The organism is Aquimarina sp. AWH4_224 (assembly GCF_056160245.1).
The window spans coordinates 23,186-40,647 of sequence record NZ_JBSWWU010000007.1; the positions used below are offsets into that span (position 1 = coordinate 23,186).

General features: G+C 34.5%; 17 protein-coding genes. 14 read left to right on the plus strand and 3 right to left on the minus strand.

Annotated elements, in window-relative coordinates; all coding sequences use genetic code 11:
* Positions 1-144: 144 nt before the first annotated feature.
* The 6 genes from purH to rodA all read left to right on the plus strand — a co-directional run bounded on the left by purH (position 145) and on the right by rodA (position 7,314).
* Positions 145-1,677: a bifunctional phosphoribosylaminoimidazolecarboxamide formyltransferase/IMP cyclohydrolase gene (purH, locus tag ACXAGJ_RS14270; RefSeq protein ID WP_474840842.1), complete on the plus strand. Its 1,533-nt coding sequence runs from the start codon at positions 145-147 to the stop codon at positions 1,675-1,677.
* A gap of 43 nt (positions 1,678-1,720) precedes the next feature.
* Positions 1,721-2,749 carry a rod shape-determining protein gene (locus ACXAGJ_RS14275; protein WP_073315716.1) on the plus strand — a complete coding sequence of 343 codons (1,029 nt, stop codon included), beginning with the start codon at positions 1,721-1,723 and terminating at the stop codon, positions 2,747-2,749.
* A gap of 129 nt (positions 2,750-2,878) precedes the next feature.
* Positions 2,879-3,694: a rod shape-determining protein MreC gene (mreC, locus tag ACXAGJ_RS14280; protein WP_474840843.1), complete on the plus strand. Its 816-nt coding sequence runs from the start codon at positions 2,879-2,881 to the stop codon at positions 3,692-3,694.
* Positions 3,687-4,193: a rod shape-determining protein MreD gene (locus ACXAGJ_RS14285; protein ID WP_474840844.1), complete on the plus strand. Its 507-nt coding sequence runs from the start codon at positions 3,687-3,689 to the stop codon at positions 4,191-4,193. The genes mreC and ACXAGJ_RS14285 overlap by 8 nt, the downstream gene beginning before the upstream one ends.
* A complete protein-coding gene (gene mrdA / locus ACXAGJ_RS14290; RefSeq protein ID WP_474840845.1) occupies positions 4,190-6,061 on the plus strand; it encodes a penicillin-binding protein 2 in 1,872 nt (623 codons plus the stop codon). The genes ACXAGJ_RS14285 and mrdA overlap by 4 nt, the downstream gene beginning before the upstream one ends.
* A complete protein-coding gene (gene rodA, locus ACXAGJ_RS14295) occupies positions 6,061-7,314 on the plus strand; it encodes a rod shape-determining protein RodA (protein ID WP_474840846.1) in 1,254 nt (417 codons plus the stop codon). The genes mrdA and rodA overlap by 1 nt, the downstream gene beginning before the upstream one ends.
* A 5-nt stretch (positions 7,315-7,319) precedes the next feature.
* Here rodA and ACXAGJ_RS14300 read toward each other — a convergent pair whose 3' ends face one another.
* A complete protein-coding gene (locus ACXAGJ_RS14300) occupies positions 7,320-8,120 on the minus strand; it encodes a DNA/RNA non-specific endonuclease (protein WP_474840847.1) in 801 nt (266 codons plus the stop codon).
* Positions 8,121-8,361: 241 nt separating this feature from the next.
* Between ACXAGJ_RS14300 and ACXAGJ_RS14305 the strand changes: the two genes are divergently transcribed.
* Positions 8,362-9,951: a vitamin K epoxide reductase family protein gene (locus tag ACXAGJ_RS14305; RefSeq protein ID WP_474840848.1), complete on the plus strand. Its 1,590-nt coding sequence runs from the start codon at positions 8,362-8,364 to the stop codon at positions 9,949-9,951.
* A 5-nt stretch (positions 9,952-9,956) separates the two neighbouring features.
* Here ACXAGJ_RS14305 and ACXAGJ_RS14310 read toward each other — a convergent pair whose 3' ends face one another.
* Complete coding sequence (locus tag ACXAGJ_RS14310) at positions 9,957-10,757, minus strand: tetratricopeptide repeat protein (RefSeq protein ID WP_474840849.1); 801 nt, start codon at positions 10,755-10,757, stop codon at positions 9,957-9,959.
* 5 nt (positions 10,758-10,762) lie between these two features.
* A complete protein-coding gene (locus ACXAGJ_RS14315; protein WP_474840850.1) occupies positions 10,763-11,326 on the minus strand; it encodes an RNA polymerase sigma factor in 564 nt (187 codons plus the stop codon).
* A 306-nt stretch (positions 11,327-11,632) separates the two neighbouring features.
* On the opposite strand from ACXAGJ_RS14315, the gene ACXAGJ_RS14320 reads away from it, so the two are divergent.
* The 7 genes from ACXAGJ_RS14320 (at position 11,633) to ACXAGJ_RS14350 (ending at position 17,396) form a co-directional block, all read left to right on the plus strand.
* Entirely contained in the window at positions 11,633-12,130 is a 498-nt protein-coding gene (locus ACXAGJ_RS14320; protein WP_474840851.1) for a hypothetical protein, read from the plus strand.
* Positions 12,131-12,270: 140 nt separating this feature from the next.
* Positions 12,271-15,078: a CHAT domain-containing protein gene (locus ACXAGJ_RS14325; RefSeq protein WP_474840852.1), complete on the plus strand. Its 2,808-nt coding sequence runs from the start codon at positions 12,271-12,273 to the stop codon at positions 15,076-15,078.
* Positions 15,079-15,249: 171 nt separating this feature from the next.
* The gene (locus tag ACXAGJ_RS14330) at positions 15,250-15,447 is read left to right on the plus strand and encodes a hypothetical protein (protein ID WP_474840853.1); all 198 of its coding nucleotides are present in this window, start codon (positions 15,250-15,252) and stop codon (positions 15,445-15,447) included.
* Between the two features lie 91 nt (positions 15,448-15,538).
* Positions 15,539-15,742: a hypothetical protein gene (locus ACXAGJ_RS14335; protein ID WP_474840854.1), complete on the plus strand. Its 204-nt coding sequence runs from the start codon at positions 15,539-15,541 to the stop codon at positions 15,740-15,742.
* A gap of 138 nt (positions 15,743-15,880) precedes the next feature.
* Entirely contained in the window at positions 15,881-16,108 is a 228-nt protein-coding gene (locus ACXAGJ_RS14340) for a hypothetical protein (protein ID WP_474840855.1), read from the plus strand.
* A gap of 91 nt (positions 16,109-16,199) precedes the next feature.
* The gene (locus tag ACXAGJ_RS14345) at positions 16,200-16,829 is read left to right on the plus strand and encodes a hypothetical protein (protein WP_474840856.1); all 630 of its coding nucleotides are present in this window, start codon (positions 16,200-16,202) and stop codon (positions 16,827-16,829) included.
* Between the two features lie 51 nt (positions 16,830-16,880).
* Positions 16,881-17,396, plus strand: a complete 516-nt coding sequence (locus ACXAGJ_RS14350; protein WP_474840857.1) for a peroxiredoxin family protein — start codon at positions 16,881-16,883, stop codon at positions 17,394-17,396.
* Positions 17,397-17,462: the final 66 nt, after the last annotated feature.

Below are 17,462 nucleotides of genomic sequence, written 5' to 3' on the forward strand. Positions count from 1 at the left end.
TTTTTTGAACCCATTTTACAATAATCTAAAGATAGGACGTTTTCCTTTAATTTTTGTTACAACTTAGCGCAAACAATTACACATAATCGTTGTCTAATTGATTGGTAAATTGCTACTTTTGCGTTTTACTAACTAAATTTTCTCATGAACAACACAAAGACTGCGAAATCAGCACTAATTTCTGTATTTAGCAAAGAAGGATTAGCTCCAATCGTAAAAAAATTAGACGAGCTAGATGTTACTATTTATTCTACCGGAGGTACCGAAAAATTTATACGAGATTTAGGTATTCATGTAATCCCGGTTGAAGATGTCACTTCGTATCCTTCTATCCTTGGAGGAAGAGTAAAAACATTACATCCAAAAGTGTTTGGAGGTATTTTGAATCGTCAGAATAATGATAGTGATGTTGCAGAAATCGAACAATACGAAATCCCACAAATCGATATCGTAATCGTTGATTTGTATCCTTTTGAAAAAACAGTAGCTTCTGGCGCCACTGAGCAAGAAATCATCGAAAAGATTGATATTGGTGGAATCTCGCTAATTCGAGCTGCAGCCAAAAACTTTGCTGATGTTACTTGTGTAGCTTCTGTAGAAGATTATGATGAATTTTTTGATATTCTTTCTGAAGGAAACGGAAGCATTACCCTAGCAGACAGAAAACGTTTTGCTGCAAAAGCTTTTAATGTTTCTTCGCACTACGACACTGCTATTTTTAATTATTTCAACAGTGACCTTGCAGTACCTGCCCTTAAAGTTAGCGAAACCAAGGGACAGGTATTACGTTATGGAGAGAATCCGCATCAAAAAGGGTTCTTCTTTGGAGATTTTGATGCGATGTTCAATAAATTACACGGAAAAGAGCTTTCATACAACAACCTTTTGGATGTCGATGCTGCGGTAAATCTGATGAGCGAATTTAAAGGTGAAGCTCCAACTTTTGCCATCCTAAAACATAACAACGCTTGTGGTTTAGCACAAAGAGATACCGTGCTTCAATCTTATGTAGATGCATTGGCAGGAGATCCTGTTTCGGCTTTTGGAGGAATCTTGATTAGTAATTCTGAAATTGATGTGGCTACCGCCGAAGAAATTCATAAATTATTTTGCGAAGTAGTAATTGCACCTTCTTTTACTACTGAAGCTCTTGAAATACTAAAAGGAAAGAAAAATAGAATCATTCTGATTCAAAAAGACATTGACCTACCTGAAACTCAAGTAAGGTCATGCCTTAACGGAGCATTGGTACAGGATAAAGATTTGAAGACAGATGCTGTAGAAGATCTAAAAACAGTAACCAAAGTTGCACCTACTGATGCACAGATTGAGGACCTGCTATTTGCTTCAAAAATTTGTAAGCATACCAAGTCAAACACCATTGTGTTTGCCAAAAACAAGCAATTATTTGCCAGTGGTACGGGACAGACTTCAAGAGTGGATGCTCTTAAGCAATCTGTGGAAAAAGCAAATGCTTTCAATTTTGATTTGAATGGAGCTGTTATGGCCAGTGATGCATTTTTTCCATTTCCAGATTGTGTAGAACTAGCCGACAAAGCTGGAATAAAAGCAGTTATCCAACCAGGTGGTTCGATCAAAGATCAATTGAGTATTGATTATTGTGACAATAACGGAATTGCAATGGTTATGACCGGAACACGTCATTTTAAACATTAATTTTATTACATTTACGAAATTTTAACCCCTTTTTTGAATTTTTATGGGATTTTTTGACTTCTTTACCGAAGAGATCGCTATAGACTTAGGTACCGCCAACACCTTAGTTATTCACAATGACAAAGTAGTAGTAGACAGCCCTTCCATAGTGGCCAGAGATATCATGTCTGGTAAAATTATCGCTGCCGGAAAAGAAGCTGCCATGATGCAGGGAAAAACCCATGAAAATATAAAAACCATCAGACCGCTGAAGGATGGGGTTATTGCTGATTTTGATGCTAGTGAGAAAATGATAAGCATGTTTATCAAAGACATTCCGGCATTAAAGAAGAAAATTTTTGCTCCAGCCTTGCGCATGGTCATCTGTATCCCCTCGGGAATTACCGAAGTAGAGATGCGTGCGGTAAAAGAAAGTGCGGAGCGCGTAAATGGAAAAGAAGTATATCTTATCCATGAACCAATGGCTGCGGCCATTGGTATTGGTGTAGATATCATGCAGCCAAAAGGAAATATGATTGTGGATATAGGTGGTGGTACTACCGAAATTGCAGTCATTGCTCTAGGTGGTATTGTTTGTGACAAATCCGTAAAGATTGCAGGAGACGTTTTTACCAACGATATCATCTATTACATGCGCACACAGCATAACCTTTATGTTGGAGAGCGTACTGCAGAAAAAATAAAAATTCAGATAGGAGCAGCTACCGAGGATCTGGAATTACCACCAGAGGACATGAATGTTCAAGGTCGTGACCTTCTTACCGGAAAACCAAAACAGGTACAAATCTCATTCCGTGAAATGGCAAAAGCACTTGACAAGTCTATTTTACGTATTGAGGATGCCGTTATGGAAACTTTATCACAAACTCCTCCAGAACTTGCAGCAGATATCTACAATACTGGAATCTACCTTGCAGGTGGAGGATCTATGCTTAGAGGTTTAGACAAAAGATTATCGCAAAAAACTGATTTACCCGTTTATATAGCCGAAGACCCACTACGAGCTGTAGTAAGAGGAACAGGGATTACACTCAAAAATCTGAACAGATATAAGAGCGTACTGATTAAGTAGTGTTATAAAAAACACTTTTGGAATATACCTAAATCTCAGAATTTACGTTATCCTGCTTTATATTTACTATGTAAGTGGATCGGTTACATACATAAATGAATAGCAAACAAAGTAATTACACCCTAAATCATGCAACAGATTATTAATTTTTTAATACGAAATAAACATTCTTTGTTGTTTCTGTTGCTGTTTTTGCTATCGCTAATCTTTACTATTCAATCGCATTCTTACCACAAAAGTAAATTTGTAAGTTCTACCAACTTTTTGAGCGGTGGGATTTATGAATGGCAGCGATCGGTTAAAGACTATTTCAAACTGAGAAATGAAAATAAACGGTTGCTTACCGAAAATGAAATGCTTCGCAATCAACTAAGTGCTTTGGGAGTAGACTCTGTTGCTACCCAATATCTGGATACTACAAATTTTGATAAGCCTTATACGTTTATCAAAGCAAGAGTAATCAAAAATGATTATAGTAAATCTGATAATTATTTGCTAATTGATCGTGGAGCAAAAGACAGTATCATTCCTGATATGGGGGTAATAACCGACAAGGGAATTATCGGAATCATAGAAAATACCTCAAAAAATTACAGTAGGGTTATCTCGATATTGAATAGCAATTCCAGAATCAACGCAGGTTTAAAAAACTCTGATCAATACGGTTCGTTGGTATGGAATGGGAAAGATCCTAATATTTTACAACTGGAAACAGTGCCCAGGCAAGCTGTACTTAAAGAAGGTGACACGATCATCACACATGGTCGATCTACCATTTTCCCTAGAGGAATAGGGATAGGGACCATTGCCAACTACAAACTGGACGAAAACAAAAGCTATTACTTGATCGATGTAAAGTTGTTTAATGATATGACTAATATCGGTTTTGTATACACCATAAAAAATAGAGATACAGAAGAAATTAAGAACCTAGAGAATGAATAAAGACACCTTATCACATATTGGCAGGTTTGTTATTCTGATTTTGGTTCAGACTTTTATTCTGAATCACATTAATTTCCTGGGATGGTTAAATCCATACATTTATATCATCTTCATCTTATTGGCTCCTATAAACATCAACAAAAGCTTGTTTCTTCTGCTTAGCTTCATACTAGGCCTTACTATTGATATGTTTGGAGATTCTGGAGGCGTACATGCCGCAGCTTGTTTGATTATTGCATTTTTTAGACCCGTTGCATTACGTACTGTTTTTGGATTGAGTTACGAGTTTCAAACTGTGAAACTTGGCAATACTGGTTTTGGTGAAAAACTTGCTTATGTAACGCTTATGGTTTTAACACATCATATTGTGCTTTTTTCACTTGAAATTTTTAACTTCTCTCACATACTATTAATACTCAAAAAAACGTTATTTTCCAGTTTATTCACCATTATGATTACCATGTTGGTGCTGGTTTTGTTTAGAAGAAATGATTCATGAGAAAGTTACTGCTGTATTTAATTATTGTTACTACAGGTTTTGTGTTTGTCGCAAGGCTATTTTATCTACAAATATATAACACTTCTTTTGCCTCATTATCCGAAGACAATGCGATCAAAGTAATTTACGACTACCCGCAACGAGGAGCAATATACGACAGAAATGCCCGGCTCTTGGTGACCAACCAACCTTCGTATGATGTGATGGTTATCCCAAGAGAATTAAAACCTTTTGACACCTTAGAATTCTGTTCTATTCTGAATATTACCAAGGATAAGCTTATCAAAAGATTGGATAAGGCAAGAATATATTCGCCAAGGGTACCCTCTATTATCATTCCTCAGTTAACCAAAGATGAATACGCCTATTTGCAGGAAAAAATGAGGAAATTCGAAGGTTTTTATATACAGAAACGATCACTTAGAGATTACCAGACCGAGAACGCTGCCAATGTTTTGGGATATATTGGCGAGGTAAATGAGGGGATTATCAAAAGAGACCCTTATTATCTATCTGGAGATCTTATTGGTATCGATGGAGTAGAAAAACAATATGAAAAAGAACTTCGAGGCATTAAGGGAGTAAAGCGAATCCAAAAAGATCGATTCAATAGAGATATTGGCCCTTATAAAAATGGAAAGTTTGACACCTTACCGGTAAACGGAAAGGACCTTACCATTACCATTGATGCCAAACTCCAGGCGTACGGTCAGAAGTTGATGCAAAATAAACGAGGTGGTATTGTTGCGTTAGAACCTGCTACAGGAGAAATCCTGGCGTTGGTTACAGCACCAACCTACAAACCAGAATTATTAGTTGGACGAAAAAGATCTCCAAATTTCACCAAACTCTATTACGATACGATTGCAAAACCATTATTTGATAGAGGCCTACAAGGAGAGTATCCTCCTGGTTCTCCTTTTAAAACCATTAATGCACTGATCGCTTTGCAAGAAGGTGTTATCGACACCAAAGAAAGTGTTTCTTGCAGAATGGGCTATTACTATGGTAGAAATGGAAGAAAGTTAGGCTGTCATTCGCATAGAAGTCCTCTTAGCATGGTACCTGGAATTGCACATTCCTGCAATGCCTATTTTGCTACAGTTTATCGTAGGATTATAGAAAAGTATAGCACCCCACAAGAAGGCATTGATAATTGGAGAAAACATGTACAGAGTTTCGGGCTGGGGAATTACTTAGGCAATGATCTCTCTGCAGGTCGACCTGGTAAAGTTCCCAACTCAGAATATTACAATAAAGTTTACCGGTACCCTACCTACAAGTGGTACGCTACTGGAACCATATCTAACTCCATTGGGCAAGGAGAAGTATTAGCGACGCCAATTCAGTTAGCCAATATGACCGCTGCAATTGCAAATCGAGGATATTACTACACTCCGCATATTATAAAAGCCATAGATGGCAAACCTATTGATAATGAAAATTATGTAAAGCCCAAGTATACCACAATAAACAAAGAGCATTTTGAACCTGTTGTAGAGGGAATGCATGAAGTCTACACTCAAGGAACTGCCAATTTCTTGCAAGTAGAAGGAATAGAAATTTGTGGAAAAACGGGTACCGCAGAAAACTACACGAAGATCGATGGAGTGAAAACTCAGCTCACTGATCATTCTGTTTTTGTTGCCTTTGCCCCAAAAGATAACCCCAAAATTGTTTTAGCTGTTTTTGTTGAGAATGGATATTGGGGAGCTCGATACGCTGGTAGAATTGCATCCCTGATGATCGAAAGCTATATGAAAGGCACTATTTCCAGAACTGATCTGGAGGAATGGGTCCTTACCCACAGTTTGGAAGAAGAATATGCCAAACCCTATAGTGGTGAACCTTTTAAAATTAACCAATAATGGCAAAATCCAGTGTAGCAGCAATAGATTGGATCACAGTCTTATTATTTTTACTACTTGTTGGATTTGGATGGGGTAACATCTACTCTGCTTCCTACGAAAATGAAGCCATCTCCTTAACAGATCTTTCTATAGTGTATGTTAAGCAAGGGTATTGGATTCTATTTAGCATCATTATCATTATTGTAATTCAAGCCATTGAAGCTAAGTTTTATGAACGCTTTGCTGGTTTGATATATGTGATCGCATTACTCTCCTTATTAGGATTATTTGTCTTCGGAAAAACCATTTCTGGAGCCACATCCTGGTATGCATTTGGTCCTGTTGGATTACAACCTTCAGAATTTGCAAAGGCGGCCACTGCCCTTGCTTTGGCTAAGTTTTTGAGTGATATGCAAACCAATATCAAATCTATTCGCCATCAATTAAGAGCGTTTCTTATTATCGCTTTACCCGCCTTGTTAATTATACCACAACCAGATCCTGGTAGTGCATTAGTATATGCTGCATTCTTCTTTCCACTTTATAGAGAAGGTCTGGCTGCCATATATTTGATTATAGGAGCTTCTGCCGCTGTACTTTTTATATTGACTTTGCTGTTTGGTCCTTTGTGGGTGGTTTTGGGGATAGCAACTGTCATGATTGCTATATTAGTCAGAAACAGAAAACAAAAACCGAAGTATTCTAGATACTTGATTACTTTACTATTTATAACCGGGTTTTGTTTTTCTGTAAATTACATCTTTAACAATGTATTCGAACAACGACACAGAGATCGTTTTAATATCGTTTTGGGTAAAGAAGTAGATGCCAAAGGAATAGGATACAACACCAACCAAAGTCAGATCGCCATTGGTAGTGGTAGCTGGACCGGAAAAGGTTGGAAAGAAGGTACACAAACCAAAGGTGGTTTTGTTCCTGAACAGCATACAGATTATATTTTTAGCACTGTTGGAGAAGAATGGGGATTTCTAGGAGCTACTCTGATTATTATTTTGTTTGTACTCCTACTCATACGATTACTCCATTTGGCAGAACGACAAAAAAATCAGTTTAGTAGGGTTTATGGATATAGTGTAATAGGGATTTTATTTATTCACTTTGCGATCAACATTGGGATGGTAACTGGTTTGATTCCAACAATAGGTATTCCTCTTCCTTTCTTTAGCTATGGAGGATCTGGCTTATGGGGATTCACTATCCTTCTTTTTATTTTTATTAAGCTAGATGCCAATCGAGTAAACGAGTGGTAATCCCTCTAAAACTTCCAACCTTTTGTAGTTGTAGATTTCTCTATCCTCGCTTCTATTTGATCATCAAGTTTAGCGAAGAAGTCTATTCCAGTCAATTCTTCTATTTTATCAACCGACACTACAAAGCTTTGTAAAGGTTTTTGAGCATCTTGATGTGGTAGTAAAAAAGCAATGACTTTGGGATCGGTCTCTGAGTGATTGTATACGATTTTATAAAAGTATTTGGGTACAGAAACGGCTTCATATCCTATAGATTTTAGATCATCAGACAAAACTCCCCCTGTTATTACATGCACCCCATCATACTTTTTTGCCCAATACCTAATCTTCTGTTCCAGTCGATTCCATATCCCGCTATTAAACTCATGATTTTGGGGTGAAACATTTGACGTTTTGAAAGTCTCTTCAAAAGCATCATAACTAAATCTTCGATCTCCCGCCGGACATAAATGCCCTCGATCGTATCCTGATTTTTTATAATTACGCCAATCGGCAGAGGTCGATCTTACCTTTCTGTCGATTTCAAAATAAGGGCGTTTAAACTCATTTTTGGACAAATGTTCTGACTTTAATTCATAAGCCACCCATTCTGCTTGTTCATGCTTTTCAGAATAAGACAAGCTATAATGATTATGTATAATAACAGAACCTGTTGTTGAGGTAGGCAAATAATAAAAACTGGAGGTGTTCTTTTCGTTACCTGGAGTAACAGAATTGTCCTCTTTAGTCTCCAAATAACCTTCAAAATAATAAAAGCCAATAGACACTATGATAATGAGTATTGGGTAAATGTATTTTCTATTCAAAGCAATAGTATAGTATTAGTTTGCGACAAAAGTAATGAAATATTACCTGCTATTTTACTGCTTTGTAGTACTCAAGTTTCAAGAAAATGGGAATTAAAAAATTTGATTTATGATAAAAAGCTCTTTATTTTTAAAAGATATTTACCGAGGGGGTTAATCATCTTACAGAATTAAGATGTTCCTACCCCTTCTAAAAGGCTTACTTTATTACTCTTAAAAACAACTCATCTCACGCCATATCATGGAGCACAATATTGAAAAAATAGTAGATAGTGTTCTAGTTCAGAACCGAATTAGGAACTACAACAAAAAAGATTTGGAGTTACAGTTACAAATTCATCCAAACTATCCAAGTTTTCAATCTATTACCGACACCTTAGATTATTTTGACATCGATAATATTGCTGTAGAGGTTCCGATAGAAGCGTTGGATCAACTCCCTAAAAGTTTTGTTTCCTTGGTAAAGAATGATAACGGTGATGAAATCGTTACCGTAATTCGTAAAGACAACGAGGTAGAACTCAAACACACCAATCTTAAGCAAAAAAAATATACTAATGAGGCCTTCAAAAATATTTGGACCCCAAAGGTAATAGCGGTAGAATATCAAGCGGCGCAAAACTTAATATCCAACCAATCTTTGTTGCAAAATATCTTGATTGGCTTATTCTTGATAAGTGTACTCTATACTTTTTTTAACAGAACCTGGTCACTAAACCAAGCTCTTTTCCTGGGAACGTCAGTACTAGGAATGGTTTTTAGCATTTTTGCAATTCGAGAAAGTTTAGGATACAAATCACAAACAGTACATCAATTTTGCACCTCAGTTGGGAAATCTAGTTGTGAGGATGTGATTAACAATAATAGTGGTACACTGCTGAAAAACTTTTCGTTAGCCGATGCTGGAGTTCTATTTTTTGGTAGTATTCTGCTTTACCAAATCTTTTACGGTTACACCTCTGCTTTACTTATACCTGTGCTTATGGGAGTCCCTTTTGTGGTTTATTCCTTATATTCCCAAGCATTTGTTATAAAAAAATGGTGTGTTATTTGTTTAGCAATGGGTACAATATCGCTTGGCTTGGCAGCTATAGCTTTAATAAGTCTTCCTATCAGCTTTGATCTTCAAGCTATTGCTGGATTAGGACTTATTACTTCTATTTTTACGGTTGGGTTTATTTTTGTAAGAGACAAGCTCAAAGAAAACAAGGAGTATCGTTCTGACAATTTAAAACTAAATCGATTTAAAAGAGACGGACAAATATTTGAACATCTATACAACATCAGTGAAAAGATATCGGATACTTCTGTTTTTGAAAATGAGATTGTTTTAGGAAATCCTAATGCCAATTTTAAGATCATCAGTCTAACCAACCCCATGTGTGGTTTTTGTAAAGATGCTTTTGAGGCCTATGCACGTCTTTTGAAAGGAATGGGAGATCAATTACAAGTGGTTATTCGTTTAAACATTAATCCCGAGGAATCTGACAATCAAGCCACCAAAATAGGGCTTCGATTATTTGAAATTTATGAGGAACAGGGGGCTCAAGCTTTTATTAATGCGTATGGAACATGGTTTGCAGACAGGACTTTTTCTAAGTGGATCAAGAAATTTGGTGCCCCAAAGAATAGCATGAAACATGTAGAAATTTTTAAAAAACAATCGGATTGGGCCAAAAAACATGAGCTGCATTATACCCCTGCTTCAATAATTGATGGCACTATATATCCTAAAAAATATTCTTATGATGAGTTCTTCTATTTTGTAAGTCTTTTGATAGAAAATTATAAAAACAAGCCCATGAAAGAAGGACAATCTATGGAAGTTTAAAAAAACTATTCCAACTCCCCCAAAAGCCTTTTCGCTTTTTGAGCATTAAACAAAGAATCCTCAATAATTTGTGATAATATAGTTTTACACTCTTCGATTCTATCTGATTTTAAATAAACTAAACTTTTATACCAAAACGCTTTCGACTTATCAATTGAATCAGAATTCAATAGTTTATCAAAATTCTGTAGTGCTCTATCAAAATTTCCATTTTCCAAATAAGAAAACCCAGTATAAATATAAATTGAAGGGTCTGTACCTTGTGTTTCCCTTTCGTATTGCTCAAATAACTGAATAGCTTGCTCATATTCATTCGATTTGAATAAAGCAACCGCTTCAGTTAGTAATTTATTCTCCGAGCCACGCTTAATTATAGAAGGCAAATCTGATTCTATGTAGAACTCTGTATACAATACATCATGACTTGGTCTTGAATTCCAAAAAACATTACTTATCAAAGCGACAATTAATATAGCAGCTACCGCACCTACAATGTATTTTATGCTTGAAGAGTTACTCCTTTTCTTCTTGTAATTTGCTCCTGCCTGTCTCAATTTTGATTTCAGGGCTACGGCTTCATCACTTTTTATATAGTTTTCTAATTCTTGTCTTGCCGGGTCATTTTTGGCTACATCTACACCCATCCAAGTACTATCATTAAGATGATGATTAACCTCATTGGCAAGTCGCACTTCTTTCTGCAATTCGGGATTTTGGGTTATCATTTCCTCAAATTGCTTTTGCTCTTCAGCGGTCATATCTCCTCCTAGGTATGCTTCTATTTTTAAATCAATATTTTCTTCCATGTTGGTTATTGCAATTGTCGGTATCTACTATCTTTCTTAATTAAATCTTTCAGGCGTTTTTTACATTTAAACACGCGCTGAAAAGCTACATTTTCTGAGGAATAATTAAACTTTTTCACAATTACATCATAGGGTACTTTATTAAAGTATTCTTTTAAAAGCTTCATGCAATTCTCCGAAAGCTGTTTTATTTTTTCTTCAAAAAGTTCCCATCGCTCCTGCTCCAAAATAAAAGAGCTATGTTTCTCTTCTTCATGTACTAGTTCAACTACCCCATCATTTCTTACCACCTTTTTTCTATTATTTAATTCTTTACGCCATAAATTTTTACAAACCGTAAACAAATATCCCTCAAAAGTGGATTTAATTTCAAAACTTCTTACTTTCATCCTTACAGTAAGTTGAAATAAAGCATCTTGAAATATTTCTTCTGCATCTTCGTAGGTACCCTTATTCTTTCTCACAAAAGATAACACTGAAGGAAAGTTCTTTTTATAAATGGTGTTAATAATACGATCATCGCCAGATAAAAGGCCTTGAAGATAAATATTGCTATGCTTTTCTTGCATTGTAATTGGTTACTTAGATGCTATATCAAATATCTGTATAATACTAATTTAAACTGATGTTCTAAAAATATATTTCATCATATCATCAAAAATTATACCGGCAATTCTGGATCAATTTTTGATTCAAATGCACTTTGTCCTAATATACATACTTTATAACTAAAAATTTAGTTTTTATTTTTTAATGGTTACTACTTTCCTTTTTTTTGCAAAGTTTTTTCAAAACAAAGGGTAAGAATCTAAACATGGAATAACTAATAGGTGATTTTAAAAATTAAACCTATTTAATAATTTAAAGAAAAAAGCATGAAAACAAAGAAGATAATTGGACACCTATTTTTAATCACCTTATTAGTAAGTTGTTCTGAAGATGAGCAAATGATTTTTGACACAATAAACATTGATAATCAAAAAAATATTCCTCATAATTTTTCAAAAGTTGCAAATAGAGTTGAATCCATAACTGTGCAGTATAACTTTACCAAAGAAAAAAGGAGAGGATTCAGAAGAAGAAGAAGGACCCCTATAGATTATGGAAGAGTAAATAGTATACTACAAAACTTTAGAAACCTATATCCCGATATCATAGAAATAAAAACATTCAAAACCTATCCAATTTATGTCCAGGTTTGGACTTTACAAAATCCGAATAGGATTGAAAAACCTAATCCAACGGTCGACAACGGAGCTCAGAATCAGCCTGAGGAAGATTCTGACTTAACTAATCCAGGCAATAAGCCAAAAACCCAATTCGAATCGTTACTTCTGGACATTGAAAATAATATAGATATTGATCTTTATTAGTTCGACCTAAAAATTAAATAATTGGAAAAGGGGCACATTTATTTCATCGCCTCTTTTTTATTTTATATTGTTAGGCATCATGTATCGGTTAAGATTAAAAAGTATATTTTTGAATACTTATGATCAATGTATTTGAAACGATGTCAACTCTTAAAATTAAATTTTTAATACTTTCCATATTAAGTTCCATTGTCTGCAATTCTCAACACAATATAATCTGGGAAGAAATACTAGATTCTAATTTATCTCCAAATCAAAAAATAATTAAAATTGATTCAATTCTTAATTATCATAAGCAAAAAAAAGAAGATTCTCTCTTAGAAAGAGCAACACACAAATATGCTATTTGGTTATATAAAAATAAAAACATTGACAAGGCCATTCAGATAGCTAAAATATCCCAAAGCATTAAGAGCAAATATTACTCTAATGATACAATTCTACTACAGCATGGGCTTAATAACATAGGTTTTTTTTATTTCAAAAAAGGAGCATACCTAAAAAGTATTGAACACTACAGAAAGGTCTTAAAGTTCAACTCAAGAAATGGAGCAGCGGCAAATGCTTACTCTGAGATAGGTCGTTGCTACAAAAAATTAGGAGATTTCTATAAATCCATTAATTATTCGGGACTAGCTCATACATTACTCAAAAGGCAAAAAAATTTCGATAAACTTATTGTAAATGCCATTAATTCGACAGAATCTTATATTCAATTAGGAGACACCGTAACTATTCATAAGGGGTTGAAAATTTTAAGAACCGCTGACTCTCTGGTAACTATTTTAAATTCTAAACAGAGTCGTAAATACAATATTAAATTGGCTTTGGGTAATTTATATAATCAGAACAGTACTTTTAATTTAAAGGAATCCTTAAAGTATTATTCACAAATGCTTCAGGTTGCAAAGACACTTAATGATTCCGCTAAAATTGCGACTTCCTATAGTTTGTTAGGGAATTTATACAACATTACCGACTTAGACAAAGCTCTTGACTATCAAAACAAAGCTTTTCTATACACGAAAAAGAGTAATAAACTACAATATGCTATAAACTATTTGAACATAGCGTATTGCCACACTAACAAACATGACTTCACTAGAGGAATAGATTTTTATTACAAAGCCATAAACGCTCTTATTCTTACTAAATTCTCAAATTTAGAATTATCGAGAAGAAGTAAAAGTTTATATTTTACACCTCATCAATCTTATTTACTAATTGCTATCAAAGACTTAGCTAATGCTTATTTGAAAAAATTTTTAACCTCCAAAGACACAAAAGCACTTAATAACTCCGTTAATGCATTCTTTTTAGCTGACGAATTAATAGATATTATAAGAATTGAAAGCCCTGAATTTAAATCGAAACTTTATTGGCGTAAAAAAAGCAATGAAATCTATGGCAAAGCAATTGAAGCTTGCTTTCTTGCTAAAGATGTTAAGAGCGCCTTTTTCTTTATGGAAAAAAACAAAGCACTATTATTAAGTGAAGATATAAATAATAGTAGAATACGTCAGTCCCTGACATTACCAAAAAACCTTATAGACCAGGAAATAGCACTTAAAAAAAGAATCTATCACCTCGAAAACGAAAAAACCAATGAACCTTTATCTAAAGATAGGATTACGATCGAACTATTAGAACAAAAAGGGCTCCTCAAAAATTTACAAGATAGCATTCAAGCATCTTATCCCGAATACAACCCTATCAATGTCCTGGCATCTATAGTATCTTTAGAAAATGTACAGGATAACCTTGATGACGAAACTATTATTTTTGAATACAATATCTCAGAGCACCTAGAGTATGGCCTTATTGCCAAAAACCAGAAATATTCTCCAATTTATCCTGGAAGTGATTATGGTGTGCGAACAACTACGAATGGTTATATGATTTATATTTCAAAAAACGACATACGATTTCTAGAGGTTAAAAATACACATCAGTTAAAGGCAGAAGTTTCCGAACTGGTAGAACGAGCTTCAAAACCATTCAAAATTGAAAAGGACATTGAGGTATATCAACAAAAAGCCCACAAAGTCTATAACATGTTATTTCCTTCCCAAATTGGTATTGAGGCTATCAAAAACAAAAAGGTAGTTATCGTACCCGATAATTATCTAAATTATCTTCCATTTGAGGCACTAGTTACTTCTTTGAATCAAAAGGAACGACCCAACTACTTGATTAAAGATTGTGAAATAAGTTATACATACTCTAATTCATTTTTACAGCAAATCAAAGACTCAAAAAGTGAATCAAAAAATTCATTTCTTGCATTTGCTCCTTTGAATTTTGAGACCTATGATTTGGCCCCATTAGAAAATAGTGTTATTGAACTTTCTACTTTAACCGATTATTTTGATGGTAAAGCTTATACCAAAGAAAAGGCAAGTAAAGTAACTTTTTTAAGTAGCTTAGCAAATCATAATATTATACATCTTGCTACTCATGCCAATGCCATGGATTCTATTTCTCCATGGATCGCTTTTAGTGATCAAAAGTTAGCGCTTGAAGAATTATATCTCACTCAAAATAAAGCAGATCTTGTTGTATTAAGTGGTTGTAATACCCTACAAGGGAAACAAGAAACCGGAGAAGGTGTAATGAGTTTGGCTAGAGGGTTCTTTCATGCTGGGGCAAAGAGTGTGGTGTCTTCTTTATGGAGTATAGATGATAGATCAACAGCTTATATTATGAATGACTTTTATAAGAACTTAGAACAAGGATATTCAAAAGCTAGATCTCTAAGAATGGCTAAGCTTAATTACTTACAAAATCATTCCTTATCCGAAGCTTCTCCTCATTTTTGGGCGACTTTTGTTTTATCTGGAAATACAAATGCATTGCAGTCCGATTCGCCTTTATCCTTATATGCATTACTCCTGTTAATCCCAGTACTAGCACTTATGGTTTTTCTTTTTTCCAGAAGAAAAAGATAAAAAAACACAAACTTAATTTTTTGAAAATAAGTTCTTTAGACTCTTCTCTAAAGAACTTTTTGCATTTCTATCATTTTTAACGGGTAAGAAAAACATTTCCAGATAACAGTATGTTGAAAACGAAAAAAGGGCCATTGTAAAAGGCCTTATTAATCTTAAAAAATATACTAAATGAAAACACTGGCAAACATCAAATTGCAGGAATTACTCAAAGAGGAAAGAGTTCAAATCAAAGGAGGAAACGATACAAATTCTCACCATATCATTGGTGACGGACGTGGTAATGGAGGATGTACGCCTCAACTGCCCTTTCCGTCATTTCCAACAGACGAAGACAAAAAAGACTTTCTAGGGAAACTACCTTATTAAATTCCAAAAGATCAAATCTTTGACATAAAACATTGGGAAAGCCAAAAAACAAAATCAAGAGTAGGCAGAATTTTAAACCTAATTATTAAAAATGAGAACATTAGAAATCAAACAAATGGGAACACTTAACGGAGGGCAAAACGAAGCACAAGTGTATTCCTGTGCAGCTATGGTAGCCTTTGGAGTAGCAGGTGTAGCAACAGCAGTATTTGCTGGACCATCTTTAATTGGAATGGCAGCGGCTGTAGCACTTGGAGGAGAAATGCTTAGCGCTGCAGGTGGTTGTATAGGATAAGACAACATACAATTGAGTTTGACCAGTTAAATAACGGTTATACACCAAATGAAAAACAGAAAATTGTAAAAACATAATATGGGGAAGCCGAAAACCAATAAATAAGAGTAGGCAAAATTTTAAAATTAATTATTAAAAATGAGAACTTTAGAAGTAAAACAAATGGAAAACATCACCGGAGAAGGTTGCCTAGGTTTTGTAGCAGGGATGATCGGTGTAGGTATCGGTGTTGCAACATCTGAATTAGGCTTTGGAATTGCTATCGCAGCCGCTGGTCTTTTAACAATGGCAGATGAGGCTGGAGAATGCGAAGATCAAATATACTCAAAAGTAGAATTAGACCCAGGTTTGACTTCAGTTGTATAAACAAATCAAATTTCTAATCCTTTTTAGTGAATTTTCTAAAAGAGGGGATCAATAAGTCCCCTCTCCTATCAGTCATTCAAAATAATGAATAATGAAACTAAATTCTAAATTATACTTTCCATTATTAGCAATCACATTATTGATGCTAATGCTTATTTCAAAATTAACCATCAACACAGATAAACTGTTATTAAATAGCCTATCCGAACAAATGACTCAAAGTCAAATCAATGAAATTTTTGAATTTAATCAAAAATGGGAATGGATAGGATACGCTGCATTACCCCTACTCTTGTTAATCAAGATTGTCTTAATAAGCGGAGCATTGTACATGGGTATCTTTTTGTTCAATAAAAAATTAACCTATAAAAAACTTTTCACGATAGTAACAAAAGCAGAATTCATATTTGTGTTCGTTGGCATAATTAAGTTATTGTGGTTCTCATTTCAAGATGGATACGAGCTTAAAGATGTACAGTATTTTTATCCGCTATCGGCATTGGGCTTGATTGGACATCAAGGGTTATCACCCTGGTATATTTATCCATTCCAAATGCTTAATCTTTTTGAGTTGGTGTATTGGATTGTATTGGCCTACTTTATAGGTAAAGAAATAAAAAGCACCACGGATTTCGGTTTAAAAATTGTAGCTAGCAGTTATGGATCTGCCATGTTGATTTGGGTAGTAGCAGTAATGTTTTTTACACTTAACGCCAGCTAAAATTTTAGTTCATCTTCCTATCAAGTATACTTTAATTTAAACACATTCAAAATGAAAAGATTTATAAAATTGGGCATCATAGTCTTAGGGTTTGGATTGCTTTCATTTACAGGAATTCAAGTGATTTCAAAAATACAATACAAATCAGAGGTAGAAAATACGTTACAAACTATACCTCAATTCTCTTTTGAAACCGTGGAAGGAGTTCCATTTACTAACAATGATCTCAAGGAAGATCTTACAACCATATTTATCTATTTCAATAGTGAATGCAGTTTTTGCGAACAAGAAGCCAAGTCCATACAAGAAAACATAGAACATTTTAAAAATACACAGCTCATCTTTGTCTCTTTTGAACCAGTATACAAAATCGGTACTTTCTCCAGACAATATAAATTAGATACTTATGATAATGTTACTTTCTTATTTGATAAACGAGATGATTTTACCACTCGTTTTGACGCTACATCAGTTCCTTACCTTCTAATATATGATAAGGATCAAAAACTCATAAAAAAGCACAAAGGACAGCTTAGTATTACTGGTTTACTTAAAGCCATTAATTAAAACAATAAGGGTATAGTCGGTGTATGGATTTGTGAGTAAAAGAAATCACCGGCTAACTTCCCTTTT

What these genes read in the sequence shown, in the direction of transcription:
- mrdA (WP_474840845.1), top strand. Translation starts at nt 4,190, where the DNA reads ATGAGAAAGTTACTGCTGTATTTAATTATTGTTACTACAGGTTTTGTG.
- ACXAGJ_RS14285 (WP_474840844.1), top strand. Translation starts at nt 3,687, where the DNA reads ATGAATAAAGACACCTTATCACATATTGGCAGGTTTGTTATTCTGATT.
- ACXAGJ_RS14340 (WP_474840855.1), top strand. Translation starts at nt 15,881, where the DNA reads ATGAGAACTTTAGAAGTAAAACAAATGGAAAACATCACCGGAGAAGGT.
- rodA (WP_474840846.1), top strand. Translation starts at nt 6,061, where the DNA reads ATGGCAAAATCCAGTGTAGCAGCAATAGATTGGATCACAGTCTTATTA.
- ACXAGJ_RS14320 (WP_474840851.1), top strand. Translation starts at nt 11,633, where the DNA reads ATGAAAACAAAGAAGATAATTGGACACCTATTTTTAATCACCTTATTA.
- mreC (WP_474840843.1), top strand. Translation starts at nt 2,879, where the DNA reads ATGCAACAGATTATTAATTTTTTAATACGAAATAAACATTCTTTGTTG.
- ACXAGJ_RS14350 (WP_474840857.1), top strand. Translation starts at nt 16,881, where the DNA reads ATGAAAAGATTTATAAAATTGGGCATCATAGTCTTAGGGTTTGGATTG.
- ACXAGJ_RS14310 (WP_474840849.1), bottom strand. Translation starts at nt 10,757, where the DNA reads ATGGAAGAAAATATTGATTTAAAAATAGAAGCATACCTAGGAGGAGAT.
- ACXAGJ_RS14345 (WP_474840856.1), top strand. Translation starts at nt 16,200, where the DNA reads ATGAAACTAAATTCTAAATTATACTTTCCATTATTAGCAATCACATTA.
- ACXAGJ_RS14275 (WP_073315716.1), top strand. Translation starts at nt 1,721, where the DNA reads ATGGGATTTTTTGACTTCTTTACCGAAGAGATCGCTATAGACTTAGGT.
- ACXAGJ_RS14330 (WP_474840853.1), top strand. Translation starts at nt 15,250, where the DNA reads ATGAAAACACTGGCAAACATCAAATTGCAGGAATTACTCAAAGAGGAA.
- purH (WP_474840842.1), top strand. Translation starts at nt 145, where the DNA reads ATGAACAACACAAAGACTGCGAAATCAGCACTAATTTCTGTATTTAGC.
- ACXAGJ_RS14325 (WP_474840852.1), top strand. Translation starts at nt 12,271, where the DNA reads ATGTCAACTCTTAAAATTAAATTTTTAATACTTTCCATATTAAGTTCC.
- ACXAGJ_RS14305 (WP_474840848.1), top strand. Translation starts at nt 8,362, where the DNA reads ATGGAGCACAATATTGAAAAAATAGTAGATAGTGTTCTAGTTCAGAAC.
- ACXAGJ_RS14315 (WP_474840850.1), bottom strand. Translation starts at nt 11,326, where the DNA reads ATGCAAGAAAAGCATAGCAATATTTATCTTCAAGGCCTTTTATCTGGC.
- ACXAGJ_RS14335 (WP_474840854.1), top strand. Translation starts at nt 15,539, where the DNA reads ATGAGAACATTAGAAATCAAACAAATGGGAACACTTAACGGAGGGCAA.